This window comes from Aquimarina sp. BL5 (genome assembly GCF_003443675.1).
GTDB lineage: Bacteria > Bacteroidota > Bacteroidia > Flavobacteriales > Flavobacteriaceae > Aquimarina.
This window is the reverse complement of the sequence record NZ_CP031963.1, coordinates 4,725,985-4,746,863: the sequence shown is the minus strand read 5'-3', so window position 1 is coordinate 4,746,863 and position 20,879 is coordinate 4,725,985. Positions and strand designations below refer to the sequence as shown.

General features: G+C 32.0%; 18 protein-coding genes. 16 read left to right on the top strand and 2 right to left on the bottom strand.

The window, feature by feature from the left end; genetic code table 11:
- Positions 1-4: 4 nt before the first annotated feature.
- Complete coding sequence (radC, locus tag D1818_RS19765) at positions 5-703, bottom strand: DNA repair protein RadC (RefSeq protein ID WP_118461031.1); 699 nt, start codon at positions 701-703, stop codon at positions 5-7.
- A gap of 228 nt (positions 704-931) precedes the next feature.
- Here radC and D1818_RS19760 point away from each other — a divergent pair, with 228 nt between their 5' ends.
- From D1818_RS19760 to D1818_RS19750, 3 genes are all read left to right on the top strand, one after another.
- Complete coding sequence (locus D1818_RS19760; RefSeq protein ID WP_118461028.1) at positions 932-1,384, top strand: hypothetical protein; 453 nt, start codon at positions 932-934, stop codon at positions 1,382-1,384.
- Positions 1,385-1,504: 120 nt separating this feature from the next.
- Complete coding sequence (locus D1818_RS19755) at positions 1,505-1,948, top strand: DUF1569 domain-containing protein (RefSeq protein WP_118461026.1); 444 nt, start codon at positions 1,505-1,507, stop codon at positions 1,946-1,948.
- Positions 1,949-1,951: 3 nt separating this feature from the next.
- Positions 1,952-2,551: an FMN-binding negative transcriptional regulator gene (locus D1818_RS19750; RefSeq protein WP_118461024.1), complete on the top strand. Its 600-nt coding sequence runs from the start codon at positions 1,952-1,954 to the stop codon at positions 2,549-2,551.
- Between the two features lie 2 nt (positions 2,552-2,553).
- On the opposite strand, the gene murC is transcribed toward D1818_RS19750, so the two are convergent.
- Positions 2,554-3,906, bottom strand: coding sequence for a UDP-N-acetylmuramate--L-alanine ligase (gene murC, locus D1818_RS19745; RefSeq protein WP_118461022.1), 1,353 nt, complete (start codon positions 3,904-3,906; stop codon positions 2,554-2,556).
- A 333-nt stretch (positions 3,907-4,239) separates the two neighbouring features.
- Here murC and D1818_RS19740 point away from each other — a divergent pair, with 333 nt between their 5' ends.
- The 13 genes from D1818_RS19740 (at position 4,240) to D1818_RS19690 (ending at position 20,814) form a co-directional block, all read left to right on the top strand.
- The gene (locus D1818_RS19740; RefSeq protein WP_118461020.1) at positions 4,240-10,332 is read left to right on the top strand and encodes an alpha-2-macroglobulin; all 6,093 of its coding nucleotides are present in this window, start codon (positions 4,240-4,242) and stop codon (positions 10,330-10,332) included.
- Between the two features lie 216 nt (positions 10,333-10,548).
- Positions 10,549-11,373 carry a hypothetical protein gene (locus D1818_RS19735; protein ID WP_118461018.1) on the top strand — a complete coding sequence of 275 codons (825 nt, stop codon included), beginning with the start codon at positions 10,549-10,551 and terminating at the stop codon, positions 11,371-11,373.
- Positions 11,374-11,563: 190 nt separating this feature from the next.
- On the top strand, positions 11,564-12,409 hold the full coding sequence (locus tag D1818_RS19730) for a hypothetical protein (RefSeq protein WP_118461016.1): 846 nt from the start codon (positions 11,564-11,566) through the stop codon (positions 12,407-12,409).
- A 176-nt stretch (positions 12,410-12,585) separates the two neighbouring features.
- The gene (locus D1818_RS19725; RefSeq protein ID WP_118461013.1) at positions 12,586-13,083 is read left to right on the top strand and encodes a hypothetical protein; all 498 of its coding nucleotides are present in this window, start codon (positions 12,586-12,588) and stop codon (positions 13,081-13,083) included.
- 45 nt (positions 13,084-13,128) lie between these two features.
- Positions 13,129-13,611: a hypothetical protein gene (locus tag D1818_RS19720; RefSeq protein ID WP_118461011.1), complete on the top strand. Its 483-nt coding sequence runs from the start codon at positions 13,129-13,131 to the stop codon at positions 13,609-13,611.
- Between the two features lie 30 nt (positions 13,612-13,641).
- Complete coding sequence (locus D1818_RS25640) at positions 13,642-13,875, top strand: hypothetical protein (RefSeq protein ID WP_199726258.1); 234 nt, start codon at positions 13,642-13,644, stop codon at positions 13,873-13,875.
- Positions 13,876-13,983: 108 nt separating this feature from the next.
- Positions 13,984-14,571, top strand: a complete 588-nt coding sequence (locus D1818_RS25635; protein WP_199726257.1) for a PD40 domain-containing protein — start codon at positions 13,984-13,986, stop codon at positions 14,569-14,571.
- Positions 14,572-14,984: 413 nt separating this feature from the next.
- Complete coding sequence (locus D1818_RS19710; RefSeq protein WP_118461009.1) at positions 14,985-15,806, top strand: bifunctional 2-polyprenyl-6-hydroxyphenol methylase/3-demethylubiquinol 3-O-methyltransferase UbiG; 822 nt, start codon at positions 14,985-14,987, stop codon at positions 15,804-15,806.
- Positions 15,807-15,813: 7 nt separating this feature from the next.
- Positions 15,814-16,002, top strand: a complete 189-nt coding sequence (locus D1818_RS19705; protein ID WP_118461007.1) for a hypothetical protein — start codon at positions 15,814-15,816, stop codon at positions 16,000-16,002.
- A 38-nt stretch (positions 16,003-16,040) separates the two neighbouring features.
- Positions 16,041-16,172: a hypothetical protein gene (locus D1818_RS25820; RefSeq protein WP_255424747.1), complete on the top strand. Its 132-nt coding sequence runs from the start codon at positions 16,041-16,043 to the stop codon at positions 16,170-16,172.
- A gap of 247 nt (positions 16,173-16,419) precedes the next feature.
- Positions 16,420-18,639 (top strand): T9SS type A sorting domain-containing protein, encoded by a 2,220-nt coding sequence (locus D1818_RS19700; RefSeq protein ID WP_118461005.1) that lies wholly within the window; start codon positions 16,420-16,422, stop codon positions 18,637-18,639.
- Between the two features lie 576 nt (positions 18,640-19,215).
- Positions 19,216-19,677 carry a CPBP family intramembrane glutamic endopeptidase gene (locus tag D1818_RS25495; protein WP_158596879.1) on the top strand — a complete coding sequence of 154 codons (462 nt, stop codon included), beginning with the start codon at positions 19,216-19,218 and terminating at the stop codon, positions 19,675-19,677.
- A 225-nt stretch (positions 19,678-19,902) separates the two neighbouring features.
- Positions 19,903-20,814, top strand: coding sequence for a hypothetical protein (locus tag D1818_RS19690; protein WP_118461001.1), 912 nt, complete (start codon positions 19,903-19,905; stop codon positions 20,812-20,814).
- Positions 20,815-20,879 lie beyond the last annotated feature (65 nt).

The following is a 20,879-nucleotide window of genomic DNA, read 5'->3' as shown; positions in this document are numbered from 1 at the left end:
CTAATTATAGCATTACTTCATCTGCAAAGCTAAAATACTCCTTTTCTGTTATTATTAAGTGATCTAATAATTTTATATCTAAACTTACTCCTGCGTGTTTTAGCTTTTGAGTCAGTGCTTTATCTGATGTACTTGGGATTAACGATCCACTAGGATGATTATGAGCCAGTATTATAGAAGTTGCACCAAACTCTAATGCATATCTGTATACAATTCTGGGATCCACTAATGTTCCTGTCTTCCCTCCAATACTAATCTGTTTTTTCTGTAACACTTTATTTGAATTGTTCAAATAAAGCACCCAAAACTCCTCGTGCTCTAAATCTCCTATAAAAGGATTGAGAATATTATATGCATCTTTACTACTAGTGATTTTATACATCACCGGATCGTCTTCTTCCTTCCTTCTTCTACCTAGTTCTAATCCAGCAACAATAGCAATTGCTTTTGCCTCTCCTATACCTTTAAATTTCATTAACTGTTTTACCGAGAGTTTTCCTAATGAATTGATTTGATGATCCACACTAGCTAAAATTCTCTTACTTAATGCTACAGCACTTTCATCGCGATTACCTGAACCTATCAAAATAGCAATCAATTCAGAATCACTCAGCGCATTCTTCCCTTTAACCATTAATTTCTCTCTTGGACGATCATTTTCATCCCATTCCCTGATAGAAAATGAAGAATTATGTTCACTCATAAAATTTTTTAACACAGTTTTATTCCCTAAACATTTTAAGCCATAAGTATAAACTATTTATCTCAAATACAAGATATTATTATCCAAAATATAGCAATAAATGTTGCTTATTATATCCATGTTTACAGATTGATTAAATATATATTTGTTTGAAAATGAAAGTTTTACTATATTTGACCACCCATAATCTAAAAACATTGAATTTAACAACTTCAAATTAACCTATTTATGAAGAACATTTTTACTTTCGTATTATTACTAGTTACTATTGGTTTCTATGGACAAGACACTAAGCGTATCAGCTTTTTAAACCTAGTAGGAAACCACATACAAGTACCCAGAGGATGCCAAGCACAATCGGAGTTTGAATTACAAGCTTGTAATGGAACATCTATAAAATGGGATTATTATAGCGATGATATGTTAAAAGATGTCTTTTACGCTACCATTAGTGCTTTTGCAGAAGGAAAGAGTGAAGACGAACGAAGCGAAGTTATTTTTACTTCTTTTGGAAGTGAATTGAAAGGTTTCAAATTTAAATTCGGTAATACTTTTCAATACTTTTTACAAGGAAAAATTAAGGATCAACCCTTGATGATGAATCTAGGAACACCTGCAGATATTTCTGCTAATGGTGATTTAGAGGGTATACTAAAACTTGTTTTCGAAAAAGTAGGTTAGTAAAATTCATTTATTTTTTATCTTATTGAAGAGTTATTTAATAATAGCTTAGGATTTCTATATCCAATCTTTAAAATAATTCTGTTATTTTTGAGTATTGGATACTAAACAATATAAAATATGAAATCCCTCTTTGATGAAACTGTAAAAAACGAAATAGAAGATCGTATTCATAAATTGTCTAATAACAGTGTTCAGGCGTGGGGCAAGATGGATATTTCTCAAATGTTTTATCATTGTCAATTTCCACTTAAAATCGCGTTGAAAAAGGAACACCCCCCAATGAAACCTAGTTTACTGGCTAAGTTATTCTTTAAAAAAGCAATGTATAATGATAAACCTTGGAAGAAAAGCTTACCAACACATCCAAAACTTAAAGTAGTAGACGCAAAAGTTTTTGAAGAAGAAAAACAGACTTTATTAAAATTGATAAACGAATTCTCTGAAAAAAGAACTATTTCCGAATGGGATCCACATCCTATGTTCGGAAAGTTCACAAAAGATCAATGGGGTAAAATGCAATACAAGCATTTGGATCATCATTTACAACAATTTAATATATAGTCTGTGTATCCACCAAAACATCACCAAGACTATAATGTAGAAAATATTAAAAGTGTAGCAGTTGCACATCCATTTGCTACCATAATTTCTGCACAAGGAACAAAACCTTTTATTACGCACGCACCTCTTATATTTCATGAGGATAAACTTGTGGGACACATCGATGCCAATAACCCGCATGTAAACTTATTAAAGAATAACTACCCTATCACTAGCATTTTTCAGGGACCACAAACTTATATTTCGCCATCTATTTATACTACAAAACAATTACCTACCTGGAATTATATAATCGCACACGCAACAGGAATTGTAAAGGAGGTTAAAGATCCTGAGTCTATAAAAAAATCTATAGTCATTATGACCGAGTTCCTAGAAGCTCCCAATCAAGATTTTAAATTATCACTAGATGATCCACGCATGGATCGTTTAGTTCCGTATATACATTGTTTTGAAATTGAAGTACAACAATGGGAAGGGAAGTTTAAACTTAGTCAGGATAAAGTTCCTACTGATATTGATAATGCTAAACAAGAATTAATCAAAAACAATCAGAAAAGTGTTGCTGATTTTGTTAATGGATTGTTTGAAAAGCATTTTTAAACCTAAATCATCTCTTTCACCTCATCAAAATCCAATCCTCCATAGTTACCACTGCTCATAAGCAACAAAGCAGAATCGCTAAAATCCTTTTGTTTTAGGTATGATTTAAATTCGTCTGGATTGGTATAAATAATAAGATCATCCCTTTTAAAAGCCTTTTCGATCTGATCTACAGAAACCTCTTCTAACTGTTTAATTTTTACAGCATGAGGAGAATAAAAAACTACAGCTTCATCGGCAGCATTTAGCGCGCCTTCATATTCCTTTAGAAACTCCGCATTGAGACTGCTATATGTATGTAATTCAAGACATGCCACTACCTGCTTATCCTTATACTGTTCCTTAACAGCATTAGTTGTTGCACTTACTTTTGATGGACTATGTGCAAAATCTTTATAAGCAACAGCCGTTGCACTCTCTGCAATTTTCTCCAATCGCTTAGAAGCTCCTGTAAAAGATGCTATGGCCTCGTAAAATTCATCCTCATCAATCCCCATATGTTGGCAAATCCATTTGGCTCCAGCCAAATTACTCAAGTTATGCGCCCCAAAAACTTCAATAGGCATCTCTCCCTCTGGGGTTTGTAGTAAAGTTTCTCCATTTTCTACTCTATATTCTGGTGTAGTGTATGGTATTTTGCGAATCTGATTTTCTGAGTTTTCAACAACGTTAACTACTTCAGGATCTTCTGCATTATAATTGATGCTACCGCCACGAACAATACTATCTACAAAAATCTGAAACTGTTCTACATAATTATCAAATGTTGGAAATACATTAATATGATCCCAGGCAATACCACTTATCAATGCAATATTAGGTTGATACAAGTGAAATTTTGGTCTTCTGTCTATAGGTGAGGAAAGGTATTCATCTCCTTCTAGCACCATAAAATCATTGTCTTCCGTGAGATGAACCATTGTATCAAAACCTTCCAGTTGAGCTCCAACCATATAGTCCACTTCTTTTTCGTGATAATGTAATACATGCAAAATCATAGAAGTTATGGTAGTTTTACCGTGAGAACCACCAATGACTACGCGAGTTTTATTCTTAGACTGTTCATAAAGAAACTCAGGGTATGAATATATTTTCAATCCTAAATCCTGTGCTTTATTTAATTCTGGATTATCTTCCTTAGCGTGCATTCCCAAAATAATTGCATCAATATCTTCGGTAATCTTTTCAGGATACCAGCCAAAAGTTTTGGGTAGTAACCCATACCGATCTAATCTAGATTTTGATGGTTCAAAGATCACATCATCACTTCCAGTTACCTGATCTCCTTTTTGATGCAGTGCCATAGCTAGATTGTGCATAGCACTACCTCCTATTGCAATAAAATGTACACGCATAATTATATTCTTGATTCGAAATAGTAAAGATAAAATTAATTGTGAAGTTAGAATTATGATTTACGATAAAACAAGTCTAGTTAAGTTTTGGAGTTTATTTTTTTGTTCTAAAAAAAAATAAACTCCAATTATCCTACACACCTAATAATCAACTGCTCAAAAACTATCTTACTCGAAAAATCAACTCATTTACTAAACAGAACAAGGTTTTCCCTAATTTATCGTTGCAATTATGTAGCTTTATATAGTTATTTACTTTCTTCAAGTTTTTATTCAATGAACATTTGTATAAGACTTGTATTATTGTTTTAACAAACACAAAAAATCAAACAGATGAAAAAATATATCATTCTTGTTTTCATACTCTTTATTACAAACCTAAATTATATGATGGCTCAAGACAACTATCAAAACGATTGGAAAAAAGTAGAAGGTTTTGATCAGCAAGGGTTACCAAAATCCTCCCTAGAAACGGTAGATGCAATCTATAACAAAGCTAAGAAAGCAAACAACACCAACCAGATCACAAAAACCCTGATTTACAAAGCAAAGTATAATCTTGTATTAGAAGAAAATGCGCAATTAAATATCATTAAGGAATTTAAAAGTGAAATCGAGAATAGTGAGTTTCCCAGAAGAAATATTCTAGAAAGCATTTTAGCCAATCTGTATTGGCAATATTTTCAGGAGCATCGATGGCAATTTTATAACAGAACTAAAACTTCAGAAAAAGTAGACAAAGAAGACTTTAGAACCTGGGATTTAGAAACTTTATTCGCCGAAATCCATTTGTATTATGAAAAATCATTGAATAACGGCCTATTAGCCCAACAAACAGATCTTGCAGAGTTTAATGATATGCTTACTCTATCCAAAGATTCTAAAATATATAGACCTACACTTTTTGATTTTTTATCACACAATGCATTAGCCTTTTATAAAACTTCGGAAACCAACATTACCAAACCGGCATATGCTTTTGAGATAGACTCACCTGATTATCTAAAAAGTTATGAAGGTTTTTCTAGATTGAATATTACAACGGAAGATTCATTATCGTTACAATTTCACGCATTAAAAATATATCAAAACCTTATCAATTTTCACAAAAGAGATAAGCAACCTGATGCTTTAATCGAAGTAAATATAGAACGCCTTAAGTTTATCTACGATAATGCTATATTTGGTGATAAACAAGAACTACTATTAGCAACTTTGGTTTCAGAAAAAGAAAAACACCAAAATAATGCTGCTTCTACCTTGTATGATTATGAAATTGCTATACTATACCAAACGCAGGCATTAACGTATATTCACAACGAAAATGAAACACATCGATGGACATTACAGAAAGCCTTAAAAGTTTGCGAAGAAGCTATTACTAAATATCCAAAATCTAGAGGAGCTAATAATTGTAGCCATTTAAAAGATCAAATTCTTGAGAAACAAGTGAACTCTATTAAATTGGAAAGTTATATTCCGATTAACAAGTCATCTAGAATTCTAGTAAATTATAAAAACCTGGAGCTACTCTATTTTAAAGTTCTAAAAGTTAAGCAAAGTCAATTAAAATCATTTCAAGAAATTTATAAGGAAAAAGAAAAAATCGCTTTTCTGAATAAATTATCCGTTGCCCATTCTTGGAGTTCCACAATTCGTGACGAAAAAGACTATCAAAATCATACTACCGAAATTGCTGTTCCTGGATTAGAACAAGGAAGTTACATTATCGTAGGATCAACCACAAAAGATCTAAGTGAGGAACACACATTTTCTTTTGGAAATCTACAGGTTACCAATATCACCCTTGTTGAAAACAACACAGCAAGCGAAACAAGATTTCAGATAATCGACAGGAATAATGGTGCTCCAATTCCTAAGGCTACTATAAAACTAGTTTCTAACAACCAAAGAAATAGCTTAAACCAAACCTTAATCACTAATGAAAAAGGAGAAGCTTCTTTTTCTAAAGAAGGTTATTATTACAATGTTTTAGCAACAGTAAGCAAAGGAACTGACAAAGCTTATTTTAATGGATTATATCTTAATCATTATCCAGATTATAGCAAACCAGATACCAGCACCAGACATACCACGTTCCTTTTCACAGACCGAAGTATTTATAGACCAGGACAAACAGTATATTTCAAAGGAATTATGATGGCATCTAAAGGAAAAGAAAATCCTAAAGTTGTCGCCAATGCACCAGCTTTTGCAAAATTAATAGATGTAAATGGGCAAGAAGTGAAGTTATTGAATTTCACAACGAATACATATGGATCCTTTGCAGGTGAATTTATAGTACCATCTTCAGGATTAACCGGTAACTATAGTATTCAAACAAACAATTATAACAGTACTTCCATTTCTGTGGAAGAATATAAACGTCCTAAATTTGAAACAAAATTTAACCCGGTTACTGAAACTTACAAGATTAACGACAGTATAAAACTTACGGCAACCGCAACCGCTTATGCCGGAAGCAATATTACAAATGCCAAAGTAGTATATCGAGTATACAGACAAGTACAATACCCTCGCTGGTGTTATTGGTATCCTAGAAACAGAACTGAAGAACAGGAAATTACATATGGAGAAACCAAGACGAATGATACGGGTGAATACAATATTACATTTGCCGCATTGCCGGACAAGAGTGTTGCTAAAGAAAATCAGCCAATTTTCACCTATAAAGTAATTGCAGATGTAACAGATATTAATGGCGAAACAAGAAGTACCGAAACCTACGTTAATGTTGGATATCACGCTTTAACTGCATCCATAAATATCACTTCCGAAATTGATAAAACCAAAAAGGATAATACGCTTAGTATCGCTACGCAAAACCTAAACAATGAATTTGTAGCAAATAGTGGAACGATAAAGATTCATAAGTTAGAAGCTCCAGATTGTCCTTTACGCACTCGCCCGTGGAAAGCACCAGATTATAGTAGCTTTACCAAAGAAGAATTCAAAAAATTATTCCCTCATGATGCATATGGAAATGAAGACGATTTTAGAAACTGGGAAAAGGGAAGCATCGTTTTTGACAAAACCTATGACACTAAAGAAACCAAAGACAATGCTAAAGGCAGCAAAGATATATCCCTTGGAAATATTAAAAAATGGGAAACCGGTAAATATATCATAGAACTTACTACTAAAGATAAATTCGGACAAAAGGTAAAAGACATCAAATATATTACTGTATTTGATCAATCAGACAATACCATTCCGGATAATAAATTGTTTGAAATTACAACAAACAAAAGTTCTTATACTATCGGAGATGAAGTAATCCTAAAGCTAAGCTCTGCTTCAGAAGATATGATTGTTACAGTCGATATAGAAAAGAACCAAAAAATTATCGAAACCAAACTTGTTACCTTATCCAATAATAGTAAAACTATAAAAATCCCAGTAAATAATGACGATCTGGGTGGATTTGCAGTTACCTATAGTTTTGCAAATTACAATGCTTACAAAAGTGGTACAGTAGCTATTGCTGTCCCTTATAAACCCACAGAACTTAGTATAGAAACAAAAACATTTAGAGACAAACTACAGCCGGGACAACAAGAAACCTGGAGTTTTACTGTTAAAGGTCCAAAGGGAGATAAGGTAACTGCCGAATTACTAGCAAGTATGTATGATGTTTCTTTGGATCAGTTCAGACCACATCAATGGTATTTCAATCCGATTAACAGGCCTATTTATTATTCATATTCGCAGCGAAAAGCTACCAGAAGCTTTACCCAAGGAAATTTCAATATTTATAACGGATATACCAGAAAAACCAGTTTCCGTTATCAAGGGTATGATCAATTAAATTGGTTTGGTCTATATTTTGGACAAAGTTATCGTTATAACAATCTCGGATCTCAAAAAAGAAGTAGACTGAGTAAATCTGCTCCTGCTCCAATGGCATCCATGGAAATGGTTGCAGAGGATGCAGAAATGGAAGAAGTTGCTATCGCCGGAAGTGCTATGAAAGAAGAAAGTGAAGCAGATTCAATTGGTGTCGAAAACAAAAGCAATAAAAAAGACGATAAGAAAGAACAATCTCTAGAAGGGGTTAAAATTCGTAAAAACCTGCAGGAAACGGCTTTTTTCTTCCCGAAGTTAACTACGGATGCAGAAGGGAATGTAAGTTTTAATTTTACAGCTCCAGAAGCCTTAACCAAATGGAAGTTACAGCTACTTGCACATACCAAAGAACTAAATGCTGGTACACAAGTATTAGAGACTGTTACCCAGAAAGAGTTAATGATCTTACCTAATCCACCAAGATTCCTGCGAGAAGGTGATCAGATTATTCTGAGTTCTAAGGTTTCTAATATTTCTACCAAAGATCTTACGGGTATTATAGAATTACAATTGATAGACGCCTTAACAGGAAAGTCCATTGATGCAGATTTACAGAACACCAATATTCGTCAGGATTTTTCTGTAAAAGCAGCAGGAAATACTAATGTATCTTGGGAGCTTCAGATTCCAGACAATGTACAGACAGTTCAATATAAAATTGTAGCCAAAGCAGGGGATTTCTCTGATGGTGAACAGAATGTATTACCTGTATTGTCTAACAGAATGTTGGTAACAGAGACATTACCGATGTGGATACGTTCTGATCAGACTAAAACATTTACACTAGATAAGCTAAAGAATAATACGTCTACTACCTTAAAAAATCATAAGCTTACCTTAGAAATGACTTCTAATCCTGCTTGGTATGCTGTACAGGCTCTACCTTACTTGATGGAATATCCGTATGAATGTGCTGAACAGACATTCTCTAGATATTATGCCAATTCATTGGCTAGTCATATCGCCAATTCTAATCCCAGAATCCAAGAAGTATTTAATCAATGGAAAAATACCGATGCTTTATTAAGTAATCTGGAAAAAAATCAGGAGCTAAAATCTTTGATTATCCAAGAAACTCCTTGGTTACGTGATGCGCAGAGCGAAACCGAACAAAAGAAACGCATCGCACTACTTTTTGATCTTAATAAGATGAATAACGAATTGCAGAGTGCATTAAACAAGTTACAGCAAGTACAATTTGGATCAGGAGCATTTCCTTGGTTTAAAGGTGGAAGAGAAAATCGCTATATCACACAACATATCGCTGCTGGTTTTGGGCACTTAAAAAAACTAGGCGTTACAAAATTTGAGGGTAAAACTCAGAATATGCTGCAAAAAGCAGTACGATATCTAGATAAGGAATTTGTAAAAGAATACAATGAGCTAAAGAAATACTGTGAGCGAAATAAGATCGATATCAATAAAGATCACCTTAGTTATACACAGACTCACTATCTATATATGCGTAGTTTCTTTTCGGATATCAAAAGAGCTAACAGCACTAACGAGGCTTGGGAGTATTATATGGGACAGTCCAAAAAGTATTGGCTGAAGAGAAACTTATATTCGCAGGGAATGTTGGCTCTGATATTAAATAGAAATAATGATGCTACTACCGCTACCAAAATTATTAGATCATTAGATGAAAAAAGTATCACTAGCGAAGAATTGGGTATGTATTGGAAATCGAATACCGCAAGTTGGTATTGGTATCAAGCGCCGATAGAAACTCAGGCATTAATGATTGAAGTTTTTGCAGAGATTGAGCAGGAGCCTAAAAAAACAGAGATCGTAGATAATCTTAAGATTTGGTTATTAAAGAACAAACAGACCAATCGTTGGAAAACTACCAAAGCCACTACAGAGGCAGTATACGCATTATTATTACAAGGAAGTGATTGGTTATCTGTAACTGACATGGTAGAGATTGTATTGGGCGATCAGAAAATTGATCCAAGCAAGATGGACGATGTAAAAGTAGAAGCCGGAACGGGATATTTTAAAACTTCATGGAATGGTGGTGAAATAAAAAAAGATATGGCTACGGCCAAAATCACCAAAAAAGGAAAAGGGATTGCATGGGGAGCCTTGTACTGGCAATATTTTGAAAATCTAGATAAAATTACCTCTGCAGAAACCCCATTAAAACTTAAGAAAAAATTATTCCTTAAAAAGAATACAGATACTGGTGAGGAGATTACTGAAATCACTGATAAAACACAATTACAACTAGGAGATCTGGTAAGAGTTCGCATAGAATTGCGATCAGATCGAACAATGGAGTTTGTGCACATGAAAGATATGCGTGCATCCGGATTAGAACCGATCAATGTGATCTCGCAATACAAATATCAAGATGGATTAGGATATTATGAAAGCACCAAAGATGCTTCTACTAATTTCTTCTTTGACTATTTACCAAAAGGAGTATACGTTTTTGAATATGATCTACGTGTTAACAATAAAGGAGATTTCTCTAACGGTATCACTACGATCCAGAGTATGTATGCGCCAGAGTTTAGTAGTCATTCTGAAGGAGTACGAGTGAAGGTAGAGTAACAGTAATCAATACCTGTTAGTTTGCTAAAATAAACTGACAGATATAATTATAAGAATTGATTAGTGACTTTGTCTTGTGGGAAATTTTATACTACTTTTAAAACAAAAAACAAAAGCTAGCCGTAGAATTAAACGTTTAATAAACGTTTGTGAACGGTTGTTATGATAAAAATAAAAACAATTGCTGTTATACAGTAGTTACCCAACATTAGAAAAATGAGATTACCTAAAAATATAAATGAAGTTTCTGCTAACTCTGAAATAGAAGTTGGTGTATATCCTCCAAATGGATTTTTACAGTTTGAAGAAGCAAGTTTGGGGAATGGAGATTATTTTGGATTTTACTGGGAATTTGGAAAAGAAAATCAAGAACCTATAATCTGTGAAATGATTCACGATGAGGGAATTATTAACCCAAGATTTTCGAATTTAGACAAATTCTTAGAATGGTATAAATTAAATGATTTTGATTGGGGAGAAGAAGAAATTGATGACGAAAATTTTGTCTTGAATTTACTGAGCAAAGGAAACGAACAATTGAAACAAAATAATCCTGAAAAAGCTATTGAATTCTATAAAGATAGTACAAATAGTTTTGGAGAATTAAGTGAGAATTGGTTTAAGTTAGCTTCTCAATATAAACGAATCGGAAATGAATTAGAATTTCAAAAAAGCATCATCAATTCGATTATTTCAAATTGGGCGATTGAATTTCCTTCTCAAAATGCTTTAAGAATGATTAAAACTCTAAATCCTGTTGAGGAATTAAAAAATCATCCTCTGATTATAAATCGCGAAAAAATTGATTTTAATTTTGGAGGTAAAAAAGAGAATAATGATTACTTGATAATAAGTGAAATAATTTCTGGACTTACTGACATTGGAGATATTAATAGAGCATTATTAATGGAACAAAATTATGCTTTAATGATGTACTGGGAAACATCTTCTTTCCAAGAAAGGTATAACTTCAATCTTAATGATTGGAAAAAGAGGTTTGAGCAAAAAACTAAAGAAAGATTAAATAAAAACGTTGGGTAACAACACCTATGCTATAATGCGGAGTTTAGGTTTAATCGAAAGATCATTGTCTATTTGGTTTGTCGCCAAAGATTTAAATTTAGTATTTTAAAGAATATAAAAACAAAACATAAACTTTGGCTAAGTGCTTGCTCGAAAATCTTTGTTTTTTTGCTCCCGCACTACGCATAGCTAAACGTTACCACCAATTATGAAAAACATCCTGCTAATATTAATAATCCTATTTTCAAATCAAGTTTTTAGTCAAGAAAAATTGGACGAAGAGATTGATAAAGGAATAGATTTATATCAAGAAGGAAAAAAAAATAAAGCACTGAAAATCTGGAAAAAGATTGAGAAAAAAGCAGATAATCCTTCATCAACCTACGGAACGACTTTAGGAAATATACTCTATTATTATATTGAAATAGATGATGAGAAAAACATACTGAATTACTATCAAAAAATAATTGACTCTGATTTAAACGATAAGGACTTAAACAACGAAATTGGCAAACCTTATAAGAATTATCGTTACCACGCAACTATGCGGTTGGCGAGCTTCTATGGGAAAAAAGGAGACTTCAAAAAAGGATTAAGTTACGTTGAAAAAGCGGATAAAGAAATTGCATTTGAGACAACTTCATTAACATCTTTCATTTTTCAAAAGGTAGATTTAGCCTTTTGGAAATACAGATTTTTAAATGATTTAGGAGAAAAAGACAAGGCTATTTCAAAATTAATTGAAAGAGCATTTGAATATGATTATAAATCAATGTACCCTAATTGGGCAACAGTTTCTGCAAGTAATGACGAAACCGAATTAGCCGAAACTATTTGTTCAAAATTTGATGACTTAGAACTACTAAAATCTAAAATTGATAACGGAATTGAGAATCTAACCTTTGACAAAGAAAATAAGATTATTGAATTGAAAATTAACGGAATTGATTATGAAATAAACTTGTATTCGGAATTGACTGATATTGAAAAATGTAAGCTATACTTGAAAAGTTCTTTCTTTTATAAGTATTTAACTGAAAAAACAGAAAAGTAACTGGTGGTAACATTTTATATAGCAAATAGGGCGATTAGTGTTTAACCGAAAGGTTGTCATCTATTTGCAGAGTCACCAATCCGAAACGTATAGCTTATCACCTGCCCCATGTTACATACACTGAGTCGTTATGCCACATAAAAACAAACGTCTAAAACAACTTTAACATATAGATAATGACAAATACAGAGAAAACAAGAATATACAGAGTTGAAGCTATGATGCACCGCTTTTTTTCATTGTACGAAAGTAAGAATACGGAATTTTCATTGGTTCGGGAATTACTTTATGAAGATGGATTTGAATGGTTAAGTCCAAGTGGAAATCTTGTCGGAATTCAAGCTTTCGAAAATAGTTTCAACGAATTGAACAAAGATTGGGGATATTCTCACCGACCATTTGAAATGACAGTTAAGCTAATAAATGATAAAAAAGCTTCATTAAGCTTCAATTATATATATCAACCCGTTCAAGACGGAAATATAGTGTTACACGCAAAAGGACATTATGAAATTGAATGCATTGACAATGCTGAGAAATTTCCACGAATACAAAAATGTGACCTTACATTATTAGAAATGATTGAAGTTGGTGGATTTATCGATATGTACAATATGAATAATGCATTATTTAACGATTACAAATTAAAAGCAGAGCAAATCTCAAAAGCGTAATTTAAATCGAAAATTATAGAACAATTGGAAAGTAAATCAACAAATATGGATTGGATAACCGAATTTTTTAATAGCGAAAAAACATTATACCTGTTCGCAGGAATAATAGGTGTTGTTTCAGTAATAGTTGGCTTACTTTTTCTATTATTATCTAATCATAAGAGTTTTGCCATAACTATGATTGTTATCGGAATTTTGGAAATGGCAGTAATGTTTCCGACATATTATAAATACCAACAGAAAATTAATGACAAGATATCGACTTATAAAAGCAACGAAACGGAATTTTTAGTAAGCGAATCTAAATCTACTGAAAAGGCATTGAAATCTTTCTTTTGGCTCAAATTAACTTATGGTGTTTTGATTGTTGTGCTAATTCTGGCGATGTCATTTTTAAGCCCAAAGTCTATCCTTTTTGGGATATTTACGGCACTTATTTTACATTTCGCCTTTGCAATTACGATTGACAATTTTGGAGAAAAGTACACCAAAGAATATCTGACTGAATTAACAACCATAGTAAAATAAGGTGGTATAATAATGTATATAAAAAATAGTATGAAAATCATTAAACTATTAGTACTTGTATTTACACTATTTCTGAATGCTTGTAATACAAAAACACAGAATTCAAATAATAACAATAATTCATCAACTAAAGAAAAAAAATATTTTGACCAAAAACCACCTGGTCTAACTCCAGAAATTTTTGCTCAAGGTCTCGTTTCGATTGATGGGCGATATGAATTTGGAATTTCATTTTCTCCTGATTTAAATGAAATGTTTTTTTAAGCTAAGGAAGTAGATGAAAAAACAGCCATTTATTATTCAAAATTAAAAGGTAATAAGTGGTCACCAATCAAAAAGGCTAACTTTACTAAAGGTGAAAAAGATACTGAAATGAAGCCATTTGTTAGTCTTAATGAGAATAAAATATACTTTACAGCATATAACGAAGATTCAAGAAATACGAAAATTTGGTGTATATCTCGTACTAAGGACTCTTTAAGTACTGCAAAGGAAATTGAATCACCAATAAATGGAGATAGAGTGTTTTATTTAAATCAAGGAAAAAGCGGAGATTTTTATTACACCAATATTGCAAAGCGAAAAATGTATTATACAAAAAAAATAAATGGTGAATTTTCAGAAGTAAAAGAATTAAACATTGAATTTGGTATTCAGGGTTTCATTTCACCATCACAAGATTATCTAGTCGTAAATGCAAAGAATACAGAAGATGATACACGAAAAGACAATGATATATATGTCTACTTTAAAGAAATTGACGGAACGTGGTCTAAACCTATTAATCTTGGAAAGCAAGTGAACTCTATCTTTTCAGAAACCGTTCCAAGTATTACACCAGATGGAAAATATTTATTCTTTAGTAGGTATAACGAAGAAGATGGATTGTCAAATTTTTATTGGGTAAGTACAAGAATCATTGAGAAGTTGAAAATAGAGTACTTTAAGAAGGAACAATAAATTTGACTCAACATAATATACGTTTGGTAACAATGGCTATAATCAATAAGAGTTTTAGTGTTTAATTCAAAGTTTAGTTTATTTTTCACTAAGTTCGGTTCATTGAATTCCCGTACTAACCATAGCCGAGAGGTTACCTACAAGTAAAATCAACAACTTCTGAAAGAATTAATATAGGAATTTATATCTTTGAAATCTGTTATACTAATTAAACATATTATCTGAGTCTTTCCTAAAAGACCAACTCGAAAAAGAGTAATTAAAACATAGAAATCTATTGGTTTTTAATGTTCAGATAATCACGTCCATTTATTTTATAAAATTTTAAACAAATCAATTTATCACAAACTGATTGTGTTGCATTTGTAATGTTTTAGACATTTCATTATGTGATGGTAATACAATAATTGAAAATGAATAGTAAACATTTAATTAGTAGAGACATAGAACTATTCTACAATAAAGTATCTGAAGAAACCCGACTGAACAAAGGAATGGGGATATTCGAATTTGAAAGAATTAAATCACTTATAGAAAAATATTTATCATCCTCAACTTCAAAAATAATTGATGTTGGAGGTGGTACTGGAAAATATTCAGAATGGCTTGCTAAAAAAGGACATCAAGTTCATTTAATAGAACCTATTTTAAAACATATAGAAATAGCAACAAATAGAGCTAATAAATTAAAGAATAAGTTTTCAATTCAATTAGGCGAATCTCGTAAATTGGAATTACCTAATAATTATGCTGACTTGATAATTTTACACGGACCCCTTTATCATCTCCAAAAAAAAGAAAACAGAGACTTAACCATTCGTGAAGCCAAACGCGTTCTTAAAAACAATGGAATTATTTTAGGTTTTGCTATTAATTATACTGCATCAACTTTGGTTGGGTTATTGAACGGTTTAATTCACAAAAAGACATTTTTTGATATGTGTAAACAAGAATTAACGAATGGAATACATAATCCGCCAGATGATTTTCCTTGGCTTTTAGCTGAGGCTTATTATCACAAACCAGAACAACTTAAACAGGAGTTTGTAGCTCAAGAGTTAACTTATCTTAATACATATGCAGTCGAGGGAATGTCTTGGTTAGATAAAGATTATTTTGCTAGTATGTTAAATGATGAAAAGAAAAAAACACTACTAGAACTTATTAAATTAACAGAAAACGATAATCATCTATTATCATTTAGTCCCCATATGATGATAGCTGTAAAAAAATAAAACCATTATGAAAAACAAAAAACGCTATTACAAAGCACTAATAAAAAATGATGGTCAACTGAATGAAATTGACCTTGGAGAAAAATTATATCTTGACGAGAATGAAACGAGAGAAATAATTTCTCAACTCTTATCCGAGCATAAAATTGAATATGTAGAAAATAGAGCTTGTAATTACAGACCTGCGAAAAAATAACTAACTTTCAATATATTATTAAAAATGTTACTTAGAATATGAAAAAACTAATTCCAATAGAAGAAAGAGAATCTGAATTAATAAAGTTTGGAGCTATTAAAGATTTCCTTGAGAATATTGGAAAAATAGACAAACTAAAAGATATAGATATTGATGCTGCTTGGACATAAAATTCATAAAAGGAAGTATCAACTTTCGTAAACTCCCTTTCTTAATCTAAATCCCTAGTTCATTTATTCCTTATAGCTTGATTATATTAACTTGAGTACTTCGTAGTAAACTAACAACTATGAAAAATCAATACTATACCCTATCGTTATTAATCTTCATAAGTTTTATTACAAATGTGCAATATAAATACGATAGATTAAACCTTTTTCATGAAGTTTAGTCCAAGAGTTTTTAAACTCTTTAACTATGAAAAAACTAATCTTATTTCTGTTTACAATTAGCATCACTATTTTTAGTTATAGCCAAACAACACAAGAATTAAAAGATACTGCCAAACTGTTTCCGCCAATGCCTAGAGCTACGGAAGATTTAATACCATTCGTTCAAGATCAACCAACATTTTCGTCTGGAGCACCTTTCAATGACCTTGATTTCACGATTTTAGATACTGACTATATGGATGGAGAAAATAGTGGTGGTGATGTTTTTATGCCCGTGGATCCTTCAGACACTTTTCCTGGTTCTAATAAAGTAAAATATATAAGATGTGTAACAAATACTGATCTAAATGAAGTTTACAATAGTGCAAACAGAGATAGAATTATTCTTGGAACTCACGAAATAGAAGTTCCTTTTTTCATAAAAGGAAGTGATGGAATTGATAATGATTATTTGGTAATTCAGCATCTTGATTTTGAGGCTGGCGCAATTCAATTAAAAGGAGTAGCCACAGATTACAACTTAATCTATTGTACCCTAGCTGAAGGTTGCCAAACAGAAGGTTGGTATTTATTTTATACAAAAGATAATAATATTGATCTTATAGCATTTATTTTTCCTTGTGATGCTATTGAATCCCCTTTGAGCGGAAATCCACCAAACAATCTCAATCCACTCTGCAATTCGAACAATATTTTAAGTTTAACAGATCCAATACAATTTGCCTATGCCCAACCTATAGAAACTACATTTGCTGTACCAAATGGCATTACACAGTTCGGTTCTGATGGCAAAGAAGTTATTGGCGGATTTACGGTCGATGAACTTAACAACTCATATTTGTTTGGTTCAACTGATGGGAATTTAGACGAAGGTACAGATGCAGAAAATGAAATATTCATTGTAAAAATAAATAGTAATGGAGTGCAACAATGGGTTACAGAATTGCCCTTATCCGAAGGATCTATGTTAAAAGATGGAATTACAGATGATCAATTTCTATACGTTTGTGGTAGAACACTTGGCAATTTACCCGGGTTCACGAATGCTGGTAGATGGGACGGAATACTATTAAAGTTAGATTTAAATTCTGGACAAATTGTAGCAATGGACCAATGGGGTAATGCGGGAATTGATGGTTATGGAAATATAACACAGGATGACGATGGAAATATTTTTGTTTCAGCCCAAGGTTCACCAGATGGACCAGCAGGTTTTGACGATGTGTATTTAGTAGCAAAGTATAGTAAGGCAAATTTATCTAATATTTGGAGAGAACTTAACCCGCCCAATACCACAAATTTTATTTCATCGGCAGAAGCTTGGGGTGGATTGACTTATGTTCCTGGAACAACACCTGGCAATGGAAGACTGATCGCTGGTGGTTGGTATTTTTCTAATATGGGTGCAGATGCATTTGTTTCCGTTTATGAAAATTTAAATACAAGTAACCCAAGCCGTCCAAACTCTGTAACAATATCTTCGCAAGGTGCGAGAGCAGATTGGGTTTTAGATAATGCAGTTGATAATAACGGTAATATTTATGTGGCAGGTTTCACGACTGGTAATTTGGGTTCTGCACCAAATGGCGAGGGGGACGCATATCTTATAAAATTCTCACCACAATTAACAAACCCAATTTATAAACAATTTGGAACTCCAAAATCAGACCTCATTAGAAAATTGGAAATCAAAGATGACGTTTTATATGCTGTTGGTTATACCTATGGTAATTATATAGGAACAAATGCAGATACTAATCAAGAAAGCGGAGACATTTTTGTTCAAAAATTTGAAACTGATCTTAATCCATTAACAGGAATACAGTTTGGGACACCACATGAAGACAGAGCTTTTACATCAATACTAGGAGATTATTTGTTTTTAGGAGGAATGACCGAGGGATATATGACAGGTAATAGCTTTGGTTCATTTGATGGTTTTGTTTTATCGGTAAATACAAGTGATTTAAATTTTACACAACCAATATTATCCATAGAAGAACATACTTTAAATCAAAATTTAAATGTATATCCAAATCCAATAGATAATACTTTACACATTGATATAGGTTCAATAAATAAAGAAAATATTACTATGTCGATAATGAATGTAGTAGGCCAAACCATAAAACAATTTAAAAGCTTTGAACCAATAATAGAATTCGATAATTTCACTAATGGAATATACTTCTTAAGTATTCTTGTGGACGAAAAGAAAATAACAAAAAAGATTGTAAAGAAATAACTGTATCTAACAATGTAATAGCGGTTAAGAGATAACCCAAAGGTTCTTGTAAACCTATTATGACGCTAAGATTTTATAATGAAAAAGTTATAAAATATGCGCAGAAAACTTAGATGGCAAGGTATCATTTTACGCTGCTACAACACTATAAACTTAACCTTGTGTGTAATGTAAAAAAATATCGAGCAAGTTCTTAGGCAACTATTTACTCAAAAGCTTCGTCTATATGTATAGAACCGTAATTTGAAATTTAAAATGAACAAATCAACCAAAGCCTTATTTATCATCATAATTTCATTCGCACTATACTTTATTTTCGATGATTTTTTTTTCAAAGACATCAGGAACTGGTTCTTTGACTTTACTAATCAACTCGGAATTAGTCATATAATTTCTTATTTGATTACTGGAATTCCTTTATTTGTCGGCACTATACTGATTGGAAAAAGAGCGGACTTTTTTCGAAATTTAGGGTTTGACAAATCAATAGTTAAAGGATTTTTGTTTGCTCTTTTATGCACTTTACCCATGTATATCGGATTTAGTATAATATTTGAATTAAATTCAAAGATCAAGATGAATACGATTTTAATTGGAGTTGTTTCTGCTGGCTTTTTTGAAGAACTTTACTATAGAGGGTTTTTATTCGGATTACCTTTTAGAAATACAAAACTTGGATTTATACTTTCCGTGTTGTTCGGTGCTCTCTATTTTGGATCATTGCATTTGTATCAAAGTACAGAAGTTAATGAGTTGTTGGGTATATTCTTGATTACTTTTTTAGGTGGTATCCTATTTGCCTGGGTATATGCAGAATGGAATTTCAACATTTGGGTTCCAATTTTTCTGCATATGTTAATGAATTTGGCCTGGGAACTATTCTCCGTGAGTGAAAATGCACTTGGCGGAATTTATTCGAACGTTTTCCGATTTATGACCATTGTATTAGTAATCGTCCTGACTATACTTTACAAAAAAAGAAAAGGAATAAAATTCACAGTAAATAGAAAAGCACTTTTAATTAAAAAAGAAACCTAATTCGGAACAACAGAAAAAAGTACTACATACAAGTGTATAAAAATAATTGCAGTTTCGGTTCTTGATCGAAATGTCATTTCTTTTTTGCTACGGTGCTAGATTTTTATATCTTGAATAAGAAATAAAAAATGCATAGAAAAATCGAAAAACATGGTGCATTCTGATCTACTTTGACACATATATTAAACGTTGTAGCCAATTTGAAACACCAGCTTACAAAAGTAAATGATACACTTATTTAACTTAAAAAATCAATCTTCGAATATTATTATCAAGATTGATAATAATAAGCTTTCTATCAACGAAATTATTCTTGAACTTCCTATGGATTGGAAAGAATTTAAAAAGTGTTTTGGTGAACCTACTGATATCAAAAAAAATGGAATTTATTGGAAGGAACTAGGTATAAGTACCAATCCATACGGAAACGGAATAACAAATCACTTATCACTTCATATAGACTATAACCCTATGGAAGTCTATTCTAAATCTGAGCAAAAGCCATTTTTCAAAGGCAAAATAATTGTAGACGGGATTGAAATCAATAAAAAGAAATTTAAAAACATCACAATGCGGAAATATGAAATTAAGCAGTTTACCTATACTGGTAAAAAAAGTCCCTGCTTAGTTAGTATTTCATACAATCGGATATTTGACAAAAGTTTTATAAAACCTAAACTAACAAAGGACAAGTACACAATTAGGGAATTAGATGAAGAACAAATAGCGTTTAGCGATTTTGGATTTAAACTTTCTATTATCCAAGAACTGATGTATAATAAAGAACTATTAGAACCCAAATTTGACTTATCCGAATTTATAGAATGGTATGACAAAAGAAAAATTGATATAGAAAAAGAAGGATATGAACCAATACCCGAGGTTACGCAATACTTTAAAGATTTACAAATACCAAAAAAATTAGCAGCCGAAATAACCGAAATCTATCAGGATGGTGGAAATGAGATATATCTAAATTTATTACGTTTTGCTGAAGGTTGGGAAAATTACTGGGATATAGAAAGCTCTGAAGACGCCAAAAACTTCCCAAATCTTAAAAAAGTAACATTATGTTATGCTAAAAAAAATATCGTTGATGAGCTAAAAGATATAGGTATTGATGCTGATTGGATATAAAATTCATAAAAGGAAGCTTCAATCTTCGTTAATTCCACTTCCCTAACCCAAATACCTAGTTCACT

Excerpts from the sequence above, each read along its gene's own strand:
- D1818_RS19735 (WP_118461018.1), top strand. The coding sequence starts at position 10,549 with ATGAGATTACCTAAAAATATAAATGAAGTTTCTGCTAACTCTGAAATA.
- D1818_RS19755 (WP_118461026.1), top strand. The coding sequence starts at position 1,505 with ATGAAATCCCTCTTTGATGAAACTGTAAAAAACGAAATAGAAGATCGT.
- D1818_RS19700 (WP_118461005.1), top strand. The coding sequence starts at position 16,420 with ATGAAAAAACTAATCTTATTTCTGTTTACAATTAGCATCACTATTTTT.
- D1818_RS25820 (WP_255424747.1), top strand. The coding sequence starts at position 16,041 with ATGAAAAAACTAATTCCAATAGAAGAAAGAGAATCTGAATTAATAAAG.
- D1818_RS19725 (WP_118461013.1), top strand. The coding sequence starts at position 12,586 with ATGACAAATACAGAGAAAACAAGAATATACAGAGTTGAAGCTATGATG.
- murC (WP_118461022.1), bottom strand. The coding sequence starts at position 3,906 with ATGCGTGTACATTTTATTGCAATAGGAGGTAGTGCTATGCACAATCTA.
- D1818_RS19720 (WP_118461011.1), top strand. The coding sequence starts at position 13,129 with ATGGATTGGATAACCGAATTTTTTAATAGCGAAAAAACATTATACCTG.
- D1818_RS19710 (WP_118461009.1), top strand. The coding sequence starts at position 14,985 with ATGAATAGTAAACATTTAATTAGTAGAGACATAGAACTATTCTACAAT.
- D1818_RS25640 (WP_199726258.1), top strand. The coding sequence starts at position 13,642 with ATGAAAATCATTAAACTATTAGTACTTGTATTTACACTATTTCTGAAT.
- D1818_RS19690 (WP_118461001.1), top strand. The coding sequence starts at position 19,903 with ATGATACACTTATTTAACTTAAAAAATCAATCTTCGAATATTATTATC.
- D1818_RS19730 (WP_118461016.1), top strand. The coding sequence starts at position 11,564 with ATGAAAAACATCCTGCTAATATTAATAATCCTATTTTCAAATCAAGTT.
- D1818_RS19705 (WP_118461007.1), top strand. The coding sequence starts at position 15,814 with ATGAAAAACAAAAAACGCTATTACAAAGCACTAATAAAAAATGATGGT.
- D1818_RS25495 (WP_158596879.1), top strand. The coding sequence starts at position 19,216 with ATGAATACGATTTTAATTGGAGTTGTTTCTGCTGGCTTTTTTGAAGAA.
- radC (WP_118461031.1), bottom strand. The coding sequence starts at position 703 with ATGAGTGAACATAATTCTTCATTTTCTATCAGGGAATGGGATGAAAAT.
- D1818_RS25635 (WP_199726257.1), top strand. The coding sequence starts at position 13,984 with ATGAAGCCATTTGTTAGTCTTAATGAGAATAAAATATACTTTACAGCA.
- D1818_RS19740 (WP_118461020.1), top strand. The coding sequence starts at position 4,240 with ATGAAAAAATATATCATTCTTGTTTTCATACTCTTTATTACAAACCTA.
- D1818_RS19760 (WP_118461028.1), top strand. The coding sequence starts at position 932 with ATGAAGAACATTTTTACTTTCGTATTATTACTAGTTACTATTGGTTTC.